The sequence below is a fragment of the Microbispora sp. KK1-11 genome (assembly GCF_006874435.1).
Lineage (GTDB): Bacteria > Actinomycetota > Actinomycetes > Streptosporangiales > Streptosporangiaceae > Microbispora > Microbispora catharanthi.
In genome coordinates, this window is sequence record NZ_VIRJ01000013.1 from 48,906 (window position 1) to 60,644 (window position 11,739).

An 11,739-nucleotide genomic window follows, 5' to 3' on the forward strand; every position below is an offset into this window, starting at 1 on the left:
TGAACACGGCGCGGTGAACAGGGCGCGGTGACGGTCTCCGCCGCGTGCGTACCCTCGGTGGCATGACGAGGTCCCGGATGCGCGCCTTCCTGTGCGCCGTGGTCGTGGTGACGGTGCCGGCGCCGGCGATCCTCGCTCCCCCGCACGCGCTCGTCGTCGCCCTGTCGGCCGCCCTGGCCGTCGCCGTCGCGCTGACCCGCTGGCCCTACCGGCGGATCGGCCTCGACACGGCGGCGACCGTCGTCGTGCTGGTCTCCTACGCGGTCACGTTCGCCTACCAGGGGCGGCACCAGTTCGCCGGGCTGTGGCTGCCCGTCGAGACGGGGGCACTGCTGCTCCTGTTCGGACGGGTCGTACGGCGGCTGCCGGGGCGGCGGGCGGCGCTCATCGGGACGGCGCTCGGGGTCGCGGCGGCCGTCGCGCTGCCGTTGCGGCTGACGCTGCGCATGCCCCGCCCGACGGCGGAGGCCTCGGTCATCGCCTGCCTCCTGTCGTTCATCGCCGTGGTCGCCGTGGCCGCCGTCGCGCTGTACCTCAGGTCGCTGGACGACCGTCGGGTGCGCGCGGTGGCGGACGCGCGGCGGGCCCAGCGGCTGGAGACGGCCCGCGACCTGCATGACTTCGTCGCCCACGAGGTCACAGGGATCGTCCTGGAGGCGCAGGCGGCGCAGCTCGGCGAGCTCGATCCGCGGCAGGCGCGCGAGCTCGCCGCACGCGTCGAGGAGGCGGGGCTGCGCGCGCTGGCGTCCATGGACCGCATGGTGAGCGCGCTGCGCGACCCGGACGAGCGGGCGGCGGAGGAGCCGCCGCCGACCCGCGTCTACGGCCTGGCCGACCTGCCCGACCTCGTCGGCCGTTTCTCGGCCACCGGAAGGATCCCGGCCAGGCTCGACATGCCGGGCGACCTCGTCCTCCCGGTGGCCCCCGAGATCGGGAGCACGGCGTACGCCGTCGTGCTCGAGGCGCTGACCAACGTGCGGCGGCACGCCTCCTCCGCGACCCGCGTGATGGTCGCGGTCGCTCCCGTCGAGGGCGCGGTCGACGGTGCGGCCTTGCGGGTGTCGGTCACCGACGACGGCGGCGGCGCCCGTCCGAACGGCCTCGCGGGAGACGACCGGCACGGCGGAGGCACCGGCCTGATCGGCCTGGCCGAGCGGGTGCGGGCGCTCGGGGGCGCGCTCAACGCCGGGCGCCAGGCGGCGGGGTGGCAAGTCAGCGCCGTCCTCCCCGTTCCGGTGGGCACCCGGGGAACGAGCCGCGCCGGCCGCTGAGCGGCGCGTCATCGGGCCCCGGATATCTGCCGAACGGCAGATGCCCGCCCGGCCGCCCACAGCGGATCCTGCTCGGGACGGTTTCACCCCGGAGGATCCGATGACTACGCGCAAGACGGTGTGGTGTGCCTTGACGGTGCTCGCGGCGGCGGTTCTGAGCGGCTGCGCGGACGCGTCGAAGGCCACACCGGTGTCCCAGACCTTCTCGTTCAGCGGCAGGACGCTGAACGTACGGGCACACGACACCCCGGCCGACCTCGTCGCGACGGACAGGAAGGACATCAAGGTCACCCTGTGGTTCGACGTGCACGGCACCAACCCCCATTCCAGCCAGACCCTCGACGGGAACACGCTCGATCTCAACGCCGGATGCTCCGGGTGGGCCGACTGCTCGGCCCGGTTCAGGGTCGAGGTGCCCCGCGAGGTCAGGGTGCTGCGCGACGGACGCACGACCGATCTGCGCGGGCTGCCCGGGTGAGGAACGAGATGATCGATACTCCGGCCCTCGAACTGGTGGACGTCACCAAGACCTACAAGGGCGGCAAGCGCGCGGTCGACGGCGTCACCCTGCGGTGCGGCCCGGGACTGCTCGCCCTGCTCGGCCCGAACGGCGCGGGGAAGTCGACGCTGATGCGCATCTGCGCGACGGTCACCCGGCCGACCAGCGGCAGGGTCCTGTTCGACGGGACCGACGTGGTGTCCCGGCCCGACGCGCTGCGCGGGGTCCTCGGCTACCTCCCGCAGGACTTCGGCGTCTACCCGCACCTGACCGCGCGGGAGTTCCTCTCCTACCTCGCCGCGCTCAAGGGGCTGGCGGCGCGTGCGGCACGGGCGCGCATCGACGAGCTGCTCGAACTGGTCAACCTCACGGAGGCGGTCCGCACGCCCCTCGGCAAATACTCCGGCGGCATGCTGCGCCGGGTCGGCATCGCCCAGGCCCTGCTGGCCGACCCGAGGGTGCTGATCGTGGACGAGCCGACGGCGGGGCTCGACCCCGAGGAGCGGGTGCGGTTCCGCGCCATGCTCGCCGACCTGGCGGAGGACCGGGTGGTCCTGCTGTCCACGCACATCGTGTCCGACATCGAGTCCGTCGCGTCCGACGTCGCCGTCGTGACCGCGGGACGGCTGTTGCGGCGCGGCACCCCCGAGGCGCTGCTCGCTGAGGTCGACGGCCACGTCTGGGAGACGGTCGCCGGGCCCTCCGAGGCCGCCGCCCTGCGGGAGCGCCACCCGGTCAGCCGCGTGATCCGCACGGTGGACGGCGTCCGCCTGCGGCTCCTGTCGGACACGCCGCCGGTCGCCGGCGCCGTACGGGTGCCCCCCGACCTGGAGGACCTGTACCTCGCCGTCGTGGGCGGCGGCGTCCGGGAGGCGGCCCGATGACGGCACGTGTCACGGCGCGGGCGACGATCGCGCTCGCCGTCGCCGACTTCCGGGAGCGGGTCCGGCGGCCCGCGTACGCCGTGATCCTGCTGGCGGCTGTCGGCCTTGCCCGGCTGGCCGTCCCGCCCGCGGACTCCCGGTGGGTGATCCTCGACGTCGGAGGCTACCGCGGCGTCTACACCAGCGCCTGGGTCGGGACGGCGACCGCGCTCGCCGGTGCCCTCTGGCTCACTCTGGGCGGGTTCTACCTGGTACGCGACGCGATCGGCCGGGATGAGCGCACCCGCGTGGGCCAGCTCGTCGCCGCCACGCCACTGCGCACGTCCGCCTACCTGCTGGGAAAGTTCCTCAGCGACTTCCTGGTGCTCGCCTCGATGGCCGGCGTGCTCGCGGTGACCGCGCTCATCATGCAGCTCGCCCGCGGCGAGTCCGGAGCCGTGGACCCGGTCGCGCTCCTGCTGCCCTTCGTGACGATCACACTGCCCCCGCTGGCGCTGACGGCCGCGGCCGCGGTGCTGTTCGAGACCGTGCCGCTGCTTCGGGGCGGCGTGGGAAACGTGGTCTGGTTCGTCGTCTCCCTGGTCCTCCTGATCGGCGGACAGTCGCGGAGGGCGCCTCTCGGCGGGCTCGGGGTTCACGCTGCTACTCAGGGGGCCGCCGACTCGATGCGCGCCGCCCTCGCCGCCCAAGGCGTCGACGTGCACGGCCGGGAGTTCAGCCTCGGCCTGACCTCCGTCGCCAGGCCGCTGCGCACCTTCCACTGGGACGGTTTCTCCGTCGCCGGCGCGTTCCTCGGCGGGCGGCTCCTGGTGGTCCTAATGGCGGTCGTCCTGGCGCTGCTGCCGTGCCTCTGGTTCGCCCGGTTCGACCCGGCGCGCCGGCTCACCGCCCCGGCCGTCACGCCGTACGAGCCGGGCGTCACCGCCGAGGGCAGGCGACCGGCCTTCCTGACGACCCTCCGGACCGCGCCCCGGGTCGCGCCGCGTCCGGGCCGGGCGTTGCGGCGGCTTCTCTCCGGTGAGCTGCGCATCCTCCTCCAGGGCGTCTCGCGCTTGTGGTGGCTCGTGGCCGCCGGGGTGACGGCGGCCGCCTTCGCCACGCCGGACCCCGCGACCATGCTCCCGTTCGCCTGGATATGGCCGGTGCTGGTCTGGTCGCGGCTGGGAACCCAGCGGGTGGAGTACGGCGTGGAGGGGCTGCTCGGCGCCTATCCCGCACCCTGGCGCGGGCTGCTCGCGGAGTGGGCGGCCGGGGTCGTCCTCACGGCCGTGACGGGCGTGGGACCCCTCGTCCGCATGGCGGTCGCCGCCGACTGGCCCGGAGTGGGGTCATGGGCGGGCGGCGCGCTCCTGGTGCCCTCGCTCGCCCTGGCGCTCGGCGCGGCCTGCCGTACGCACCGGGTCTTCCAGGTCGTCTACCTCGGCCTGTGGTACCTCGCCGTCAACGGGACGGCGGCCGTCGACTACATGGGCGCGGTCCGTGTGGAGGGGCTGACCGCCGGTCCGTCCCCGCTCGCCGTGGCCGGCCTCGCCGCGGCCCTGCTCTTCGCCGCCCTGGCGGTCCGCACCGCCCGTCACGCGGCCCGCTGACGCGGCGTGATCACGCTCAGCCGTCGCACACGAGACGGGCGACGGCGGCTCGTGTCAGGGTCCGGAACCGCTGCAGGTCCCCGTGGATCAACGCGACGATCGCCTCGGCCGCGGCGGCCCGCGCGCCTGGCGCTCTCGGGGTCGTCGGCGATGTAGAGGTCACCGGCGAGCATCCGCTCGCGGTTTGTACGGGGGTCGCCTGCGAAGTAGTCCACCACGGCCCCACGTGTACGTTCGTACATATCGGGCGTGCGCCCGGCCTGTCACGGATCTTGGCCGCTCCACGGGCACCGGCGGGCCGGCCGCCAGCCGGTCGACCTTCTCGCTCAGCGCCCTGATCTCGTTCATGACCGCGGTGTGCTGCTCCAGCTCCAACTCCTGGTCCTCCTTCCACCGCTGGGCGTTGACCTCCGCCTCCATCGCGGAGACGATCACACCGATGAGCAGGTTGAGGACGAAGAACGCCGTGATCACGATGAACGTGGCGAAGAAGATCCACGCCAGCGGCTCCTTGGCCATCACGTCCTCGGCCACCTGCGGCCAGTTCTCGACCGTGAGCACCGTGAACATGGTGAACAGCGACTTCCCGAGATCTCCGAAGTACTGCGGGGCCGCTTCGCGGAAGAGCTGTTCGCCGATCACGGACGCCGTGTAGAGCGACAGCAGCAGGAGGACCACTGCCGAGGCCAGTCCCGGAATCGCGGCGAACAGCGCCGAGACCACCCGTCGCATGCCCGGCACCACGGAGATCAGCCGCAGGACGCGCAAGAACCGGAAGAGCCGCAGGATCGACAACGACTCCGAGGCCGGCACGAGGGCCACGGCGACGATGACCAGGTCGAACCAGCTCCAGGGGTCGCGGAAGAACGCCTTGCCGTGCGCGACGATCCGCAGGAGGATCTCGACGACGAAAACGGCGAGGATGACCCGGTCGATCACGAGAAAGGCCGTCGCGTGGCGGTCGGCCAGTTCCGGCGACGTCTCCAGCCCGAGCGCGATCCCGTTCAGCGCGATGACGGCGATGACCGCACGTTGGAAGACCGGAGAGTCGACGAAGACGCGGAGCCGTTCGCGATGAAAAACGGGCAAACCCACACCCCAGAAGATCAGGCAGAGCAAACGCCCGAAATCCTACAGTTTGGGGCTGGCTACGGTTGCCCTAGGTGTCGGCACCCCAGCGCTCCGGCCGCGTGCCCCGGTCACCGCGTACGCCGGCGCCGGCCCGCGCCGGCCGTCGCCGGGGCGAGAACGGCGAATCGCTAGACGATGGGAGGGCGGCCGAGGCGGAGCATGCGCCAGGCGGTGCGCCAGGCCATCGGACGGCGCTCGCCCGCGGGCTCGCGCAGCCCTTCGAAGAAGCCGCGGAACCACGCCTTGATCGCGGGCATCGACCGCTCGCGTACGAGCGTGAGCACGACCCAGTTGAGCAGGTAGAACATCGCGAGCGGCCACGGCAGGTTGCGCCGGGCCAGCCAGACGCGGTTGCGGGCGTTCAGCCGATAGAAGTCCGTGTGCCGGGACGGCAGCACCAGCGGATGGTACATGACCGGCTCGGCGTCGTACTCGATGCGGTAGCCCTCGCCCAGCAGGCGCCAGGCGAGGTCGGTCTCCTCGTGGGCGTAGAAGAACCGCTCGGGCAACCCGCCGACCTGCAGGAACGCCGACTTGCGGATCGCGCAGGCACCGCCGAGGAAGGTCGTCACCGGGGAGGACCGCTCGGGGTCGCCGGCCCGCAGGCGGGGCACGTGCCGCCGCTGCACCGAGCCGCCCTCGGGGTCCATCACGCGGAAGCTGATCACCGCGAGGTCGGGCTCGTGCGTGAACCGCTCGCGGACGTGCGCGGCGACCTTGGAGTTGGCGTACCAGCCGTCGTCGTCAAGGAACAGGACGATGTCGCCCGAGCACTCCTGCACGCCGCGGTTGCGCCCCTCGGGGATGCCAGCGTTGTGCTCCAGCCGTACGGTCTTGATCGTCGCGGCGGAGCCGGGGAGCGGCTGGGCGGTCAGCTCCGGCACGTCCGCGCCGTTGCCGACGATGACCACCTCGATGTCGCCGTCGGTCTGCGTGAGCGCGGATTCCACGGCCCGGTCGAGCTCGGCGATCCTGTTGCCCATGGTGAGGATGACACAGGAGATTTTCACCGCGTCATCGCCTCGACGTGGGGCGCACTACACACGACTTCATGATCACCGAGTCTGTATGGCCGGGCAATCCGGAATCTGCCTGGTTTACCGTGGAATAAGGGTATCGGAACTGCCACCAAACCCCTACCCAACCGCGAATGTACGGCCGATCGGCACGCCGCGCGGGAACCGGCGCGCTCATGACAGCCGCCGGGAGGCGAGGATGCTGACCAGGTGCAGCAAGAGCTGGACCACCGCGATGACGACGCAGGCGACCACGAGGATCCGGGTGGCGGAGAACCAGTTGTCGAGCACCGCCGCGACCACGACGATCAGCGACAGCTCGACGGCCTGGATCACCCGGTGGAACCGCAGCGCCGCCGCGCCCCTGCGGGCCAGCGCGAGCCGCGGCGAGGTGAACTGCTGCGCCGCCGCCTCGGTGGTCGCCACCAGGCCCGACCGAGCGCGCGCGACGTCGACCAGGTCGGTCTCCGACTTGATCAGAATCGCGCCGAGCGCCGCCGCCACGCCGATCACGGTGTACCAGTCGGGCAGGGTCTCCGAGGCCCGGAAGCCCAGCCCGATCAGCAGCGCCGCCTCGGCGAAGTAGTGCCCGACCCGGTCGAGGTAGACCCCGGTGATCGAGGTGCGGCCGGTCCACCGGGCCAGCTCCCCGTCGGAGCAGTCGAGCAGCAGGTAGACCTGGATGAGCAGGGCCGCGCCCAGCGCCGCCCAGAAGCCGGGGAGGGCGAGCACGGCGCCCGCCGCCACCCCGCACACGATCATCAGGCCGGTGACCTGGTTCGGTGAGATCGGGGTCTTGGCCAGCAGCCAGGTGGCGTAGATGGACAGGCGCCGCATGTACAGCAGGCCGGCCCAGTGCTCGCCGCTGCGGCGGTCCATGGTGGTCTGCGGCTGGGCGACCGCGCGAAGCTCAGCGACCGACGGCGCGGACATAGTCCTCAACTCTTTCCCGGACCTCGTGCTCCGACAGCCGGAGGTGCTCAAGGATGGTGTAGCGGCCGGGCCGGGTGCTGGGGGCCAGCATCACCGCGGCCGTGAATTGTTCGGTCGTCAGGCCGACGTCGCCGGGCACGACGGGCAGGCCGTGCCGTTCGAGGCAGCCGGTCACCTGGCCGAGCCTGTGCGCGTCCTCACGGAGGAAGTAGCAGAACGCCGCACCGATGCCGGCCAGCTCACCGTGATTGGAAGTGCCGGGGAAAAGCTGGTCCACAGCATGAAGGATCTCATGATCGCCGCCACTCGCCGGACGGCTTGACCCCGCGATGACCATCGACATCCCCGACAGGATCAGCGCCTCGGCGAGCACGGTCAGGAACGCGTCCGACTCGATCGAGTCCGGCCGGCCTAGCACGGCCTCGGCCGCGGTGCGCGACATGGAGATCGCCAGCCCGTCGATGGGCTCGCCCCGCTCGGTGTTGCCGAGCTGCCAGTCCTCGATGGCCGACAGGTTGCTGAGCACGTCGCCGATCCCGGACCGGACGAGCGAGGGCGGGGCGTCGTGGACGAACTCGAGGTCCACCATGATCGCCAGCGGCATGGGGACGCCGAACGAGCCCTTGCCGCCCTCGTACAGCAGCGAGGCCACCGGCGAGCAGATGCCGTCGTGCGACAGGTTGGTGGCGACGGCGACCATGGGAATGCCGGCGAGCGACGCGGCGTACTTGGTGGCGTCGATCGTCCTGCCGCCGCCGACGCCGACCACCGCCTCGTAGTTGCCCTTGCGCAGGTCCGCGCCGAGTGACACGGCCGCGTCCACGGTGCCGTCCGCCACCCGGAGCACCTTGGCCTCACCCAGCGACGGCGCGATGACCTCCGCGATGCGGTCGCCCTGCCCGACGCCGACCGCGACCGCGACCCGGCCGGAGGTGGCCACCCTGCTGTCGGCCAGCAGGGTGCCGAGCTGCGCGATCGCGCCCCGCCGCACCTCCATCGTGAGAGGCGCGGGGAGCATCCTTGCCAGAATCGGCATGCGAACTCCTCAGAAGACCGCGGAAATCAGTAACGACATGCGATCTCACGGGCCTTCGCGAGGTCGTCGTGGTTGTCCACCTCGACCCACTCGACCTTGCCGATCGGCGCCACGGCGATCTTCTCGCCGCGCTCGACCATCTCCTGGTAGCCGTCCTCGTAGTAGAGCTGCGGGTCGCGCTCGAACGTGGCCTTCAGCGCGTCGGCGAGCCGCTCCGCCGCGCCCGGCCGGATCAGCGTGGCGCCGATGTACTCGCCGTACGCCTCGGCCGGGTCCATCAGCTTGGTGATCCGCTTCAGCCGGCCGTCCTCCAGTGTGACCTTCATCTCCTCGTCCGCCAGCGACTTCACGTCGTCGACGGCGAGCAGAATGTCCGAGGTGTCCTCGGCGGCCAGCAGGGTCCGCTCCACCGACACGGGGTGGACGGTGTCGCCGTTGACCAGCAGCGCGCCCTGGGAGAAGTAGTCGCGGGCGCACCACAGCGAGTAGGCGTTGTTCCACTCCTCGGCCTTGTCGTTGTGGACAAGCGTGAGCTTCACCCCGTGGCGCCGCTCCAGGTCGGCCTGCCGTTCCCTTACGGCCTGGGCCTGGTAGCCGACGATCACCACGACCTCGCGGAGGTCCACGGCCGCCAGGTTACGCAGGGCGATGTCGAGGATCGTGGTCTCACCGTCGACCGGCACCAGCGCCTTCGGCAGCGTGTCGGTGTACGGCCGCAGGCGACGTCCGGCTCCGGCGGCCAGCACCATTCCGAGCAATTTCCCGCACTCCTTGAGGTCGAGCGTCAGACAGTAACCCCAAAGGTTAGTTGGCTCGGCACCCCGGTTGGGTAATCCACCGTTGGTCTGACGTTAATCCTGGGGTGCCGGTTCCACGGCCTCGTCGGGCGTGCGGGGGGCGGCGAGCCAGCAGGTCAGGCTCTCCCAGCCGAACAGGCCCCAGAGATAGAGCGCGAGGAGCACGAACACGGCGGTCATCACGTCGAGCAGGCCGCCGAGGGCGACGACGAGCATCCGGCCGTCCCAGCCCAGCCCGGCCGTCGCCAGCCACGGCGGCGGATACACGTGCTGGCGCAGCCGGTAGACCGTGTCGTAGTGGTGGAAGGCCATCGCGCCGAGCAGCGCGACGACGAGCGCCGGCGGGACGGAGCGGGCGAACCCGGCCGAGGCGATGAAGCCATACTCGGTCAGCCGCAGGATCGGGGGCGCCAGCCAGTCGAGCCGGCCGTCGTGCCGGTGGGCGCTGCCCGCGCCGGCCAGCAGCAGGGCGACCGCCGGGGCGAAGACCGCGAAGTCGTCGGCCCCGGCGATGCCGAGCACCAGCAGCACGGCGGTCACGAAGGCGCCCGCGACCGCGGGCGGCAGCGGCGGGAGCTGCCCGGCCACGAGCAGCCCCATCGCCTTCGACAGCGGGCCGTCGTCGCGGTAGGCCACCACGGCGCTGCGCGGCACCGGGGTCATGTGCACGGAGATCGCGCCCCGGGACTTCCCGCCGGCCTCGCGCGGGCGCCGGCTCATGCCACCTCCTCGCCTTCGGCTCGGAGCTGGGTCGTGCCGGAGGCGCGCAAGTCAGCACCTCGCCAGACGCTGTGTTCACTGATTCGCTCGCTACGCTCGCTCATGCCACCTCCTCACCCTCGGCTCGGAGCTGGGTCGTGCCGGAGGCGCGCAAGTCAGCACCTCGCCAGACGCTGTGTTCACCGATTCGCTACGCTCGCTCATGCGAAGGACCTCGCCATCCGCCCGGCGGCCGTGTAGGCCAGGGCCACCGCGCCCCAGCCCAGCAGCGCGAGGAACGTCACCCGCGCGTCGAACAGCGCGGCCGTCACCGAGATCAGCGCCATGCGCTCCCCAATCGGCAGGACGATCATCTTCTTCGCCCAGTAGGCCACGCCCCTCGCGCCGCTCAGCGCGTCGAGCCGCCGCGACAGTGCCAGCACCGATCCGGTGCCCTTCGCGGCGGCCGCCGCGGGCGCCTCGTCCCAGGGCACGCCCATCGGACGCGGAGCGGCCGCCCTCAGGCCCGCCGCCCTGGCCCGGTCGGCCACCGCTCCCGCGTAGGAGAAGTCGACCATGTGGCGGATCGTCTGGAGGACCATCGCGCCCACCGCCAGGGCCCAGATCTCCCACGGCTCCCGGGAGCCGGCCAGGTATCCGGCCGCCAGGCCGACGTACACCAGGTATTCCTTGAGCCGGTCGCAGATCGCGTCGAGCCAGCTCCCGAGCGGGGAGAAGCGACGCGTGTACCGGGCGAGCTGCCCGTCCAGGCAGTCGAGCACGAACGACAGGTAGAGCGCGACGGCGCCGACCACGAGCCCCGCCCGGCGGCCGTCGGAGAACCAGATCGCGGCGATGGCGGCGAACCCGACCGAGATGCCGGTGACCGTGTTCGGGGTCAGGCCGAGACGGGCGGCCGGACGGATGAGATGACGCGACCACGAGCTGACGCAGTAAGTGGTGAAGAAGCCGTCGCCGCTCTTCACCGCGGCGTCGAGCCTGGCCTGCGCCTCGTCGACGTCGGCCAGCTCGCGCACCGCCCGCTCGGCGGCCGGGCGCGTGCCGGCCCGCCCGCAGTGCAGGGAGTTCAGCGCGACGGCGTGCACCTGCACGCCCGCCCGCACCAGGCCCGTGAGCAGCAGCTCGGGAACCTCGCCGTCGCCGACCCGCCCGAGGTGGCGGCGCTGGGCAAGGTCGGCCAGCTCCTCGGCGATGTCGGCCAGCCCGGCCAGGTGGGCCTCCCCGACCTGGAGGACGCCGCGGAACGTGCCGTTGGCCCACTCGACCTCGTGGAAGGACGTGCCCGCGGACACGACGCGGCCCCACTCGGTCCGTACGGGCGGCCGCAGCGGGGCCGGGTCGCCGCTGGCGACGATCGCGCCGGTCGGGCGCGCGGGATGTTCGAGCAGCAGCGACAGCGCCTCGGTGTGCGCGACCACGTCGGCCGCCAGCACGGCGACCGGCGAGGTCGAGGCGCGGGCCGTCTTGGCCACGATCCGCAGGTCCTCGGCGAGCCCGTCGCTGACGCAGATCTGATGCCGCGGGCCGCTCTCCGCGCCCTTCTCCCACCCTCCTGCCTGGGCGTCCTGGCTCCGCACCACGACCAGCACCTCGCGGACCGGCAGCGTGAGGAGCTGGGCGGTGAGCCGCTCCAGGAGGCTGCCGTCGGACCGGGCGCCGTCGGACCAGGGCAGCCCGGCGGCCGGCGAGGTCGCGAGGACGACCGCCACCGTCTCTGTGTCCCGTGACGTACCGGGCTTGCTCGGATCCGCCCCCATATGGAAACCCGCTTCACGTCGACCGCACGTGCTCACCTCGCAAAGTAACCGAGTGATCACTAGGTGGCAATCACCTTCTCCGGCTTCCGGCACGGGTATGGTCTCC

Annotated in this window: 11 protein-coding genes; 4 read left to right on the top strand and 7 right to left on the bottom strand. The window is 72.1% G+C overall.

The window, feature by feature from the left end:
* The first annotated feature begins 62 nt into the window (after nucleotides 1-62).
* From FLW16_RS19775 to FLW16_RS19790, 4 genes are all read left to right on the top strand, one after another.
* Nucleotides 63-1,271 (top strand): sensor histidine kinase, encoded by a 1,209-nt coding sequence (locus FLW16_RS19775; RefSeq protein WP_221891170.1) that lies wholly within the window; start codon nucleotides 63-65, stop codon nucleotides 1,269-1,271.
* Nucleotides 1,272-1,371: 100 nt separating this feature from the next.
* Nucleotides 1,372-1,749, top strand: a complete 378-nt coding sequence (locus FLW16_RS19780) for a hypothetical protein (protein WP_142561585.1) — start codon at nucleotides 1,372-1,374, stop codon at nucleotides 1,747-1,749.
* A gap of 8 nt (nucleotides 1,750-1,757) precedes the next feature.
* Nucleotides 1,758-2,654 carry an ABC transporter ATP-binding protein gene (locus FLW16_RS19785; RefSeq protein WP_142561586.1) on the top strand — a complete coding sequence of 299 codons (897 nt, stop codon included), beginning with the start codon at nucleotides 1,758-1,760 and terminating at the stop codon, nucleotides 2,652-2,654.
* Nucleotides 2,651-4,243 (top strand): ABC transporter permease, encoded by a 1,593-nt coding sequence (locus FLW16_RS19790; protein WP_142561587.1) that lies wholly within the window; start codon nucleotides 2,651-2,653, stop codon nucleotides 4,241-4,243. Before FLW16_RS19785 ends, FLW16_RS19790 begins: the two co-directional genes overlap by 4 nt.
* A gap of 159 nt (nucleotides 4,244-4,402) precedes the next feature.
* On the opposite strand, the gene FLW16_RS19800 is transcribed toward FLW16_RS19790, so the two are convergent.
* The 7 genes from FLW16_RS19800 to FLW16_RS19830 all read right to left on the bottom strand — a co-directional run bounded on the left by FLW16_RS19800 (nucleotide 4,403) and on the right by FLW16_RS19830 (nucleotide 11,585).
* A complete protein-coding gene (locus tag FLW16_RS19800; RefSeq protein WP_142561589.1) occupies nucleotides 4,403-5,332 on the bottom strand; it encodes an ion transporter in 930 nt (309 codons plus the stop codon).
* Between the two features lie 170 nt (nucleotides 5,333-5,502).
* On the bottom strand, nucleotides 5,503-6,384 hold the full coding sequence (locus tag FLW16_RS19805) for a glycosyltransferase family 2 protein (protein ID WP_142561590.1): 882 nt from the start codon (nucleotides 6,382-6,384) through the stop codon (nucleotides 5,503-5,505).
* Between the two features lie 180 nt (nucleotides 6,385-6,564).
* The gene (locus FLW16_RS19810; RefSeq protein ID WP_142561591.1) at nucleotides 6,565-7,323 is read right to left on the bottom strand and encodes a CDP-alcohol phosphatidyltransferase family protein; all 759 of its coding nucleotides are present in this window, start codon (nucleotides 7,321-7,323) and stop codon (nucleotides 6,565-6,567) included.
* Complete coding sequence (locus FLW16_RS19815; RefSeq protein WP_185949517.1) at nucleotides 7,301-8,341, bottom strand: iron-containing alcohol dehydrogenase family protein; 1,041 nt, start codon at nucleotides 8,339-8,341, stop codon at nucleotides 7,301-7,303. The genes FLW16_RS19810 and FLW16_RS19815 overlap by 23 nt, the downstream gene beginning before the upstream one ends.
* Nucleotides 8,342-8,385: 44 nt before the next feature.
* Entirely contained in the window at nucleotides 8,386-9,117 is a 732-nt protein-coding gene (locus FLW16_RS19820; RefSeq protein ID WP_142561593.1) for a sugar phosphate nucleotidyltransferase, read from the bottom strand.
* A 93-nt stretch (nucleotides 9,118-9,210) separates the two neighbouring features.
* The gene (locus FLW16_RS19825) at nucleotides 9,211-9,876 is read right to left on the bottom strand and encodes a DUF5941 domain-containing protein (RefSeq protein WP_142561594.1); all 666 of its coding nucleotides are present in this window, start codon (nucleotides 9,874-9,876) and stop codon (nucleotides 9,211-9,213) included.
* 200 nt (nucleotides 9,877-10,076) lie between these two features.
* The gene (locus FLW16_RS19830) at nucleotides 10,077-11,585 is read right to left on the bottom strand and encodes a CDP-alcohol phosphatidyltransferase family protein (RefSeq protein ID WP_260615402.1); all 1,509 of its coding nucleotides are present in this window, start codon (nucleotides 11,583-11,585) and stop codon (nucleotides 10,077-10,079) included.
* Nucleotides 11,586-11,739 lie beyond the last annotated feature (154 nt).

Excerpts from the sequence above, each read along its gene's own strand:
- FLW16_RS19775 (WP_221891170.1), top strand. The coding sequence starts at position 63 with ATGACGAGGTCCCGGATGCGCGCCTTCCTGTGCGCCGTGGTCGTGGTG.
- FLW16_RS19780 (WP_142561585.1), top strand. The coding sequence starts at position 1,372 with ATGACTACGCGCAAGACGGTGTGGTGTGCCTTGACGGTGCTCGCGGCG.
- FLW16_RS19785 (WP_142561586.1), top strand. The coding sequence starts at position 1,758 with ATGATCGATACTCCGGCCCTCGAACTGGTGGACGTCACCAAGACCTAC.
- FLW16_RS19790 (WP_142561587.1), top strand. The coding sequence starts at position 2,651 with ATGACGGCACGTGTCACGGCGCGGGCGACGATCGCGCTCGCCGTCGCC.
- FLW16_RS19810 (WP_142561591.1), bottom strand. The coding sequence starts at position 7,323 with ATGTCCGCGCCGTCGGTCGCTGAGCTTCGCGCGGTCGCCCAGCCGCAG.
- FLW16_RS19815 (WP_185949517.1), bottom strand. The coding sequence starts at position 8,341 with ATGCTCCCCGCGCCTCTCACGATGGAGGTGCGGCGGGGCGCGATCGCG.
- FLW16_RS19825 (WP_142561594.1), bottom strand. The coding sequence starts at position 9,876 with ATGAGCCGGCGCCCGCGCGAGGCCGGCGGGAAGTCCCGGGGCGCGATC.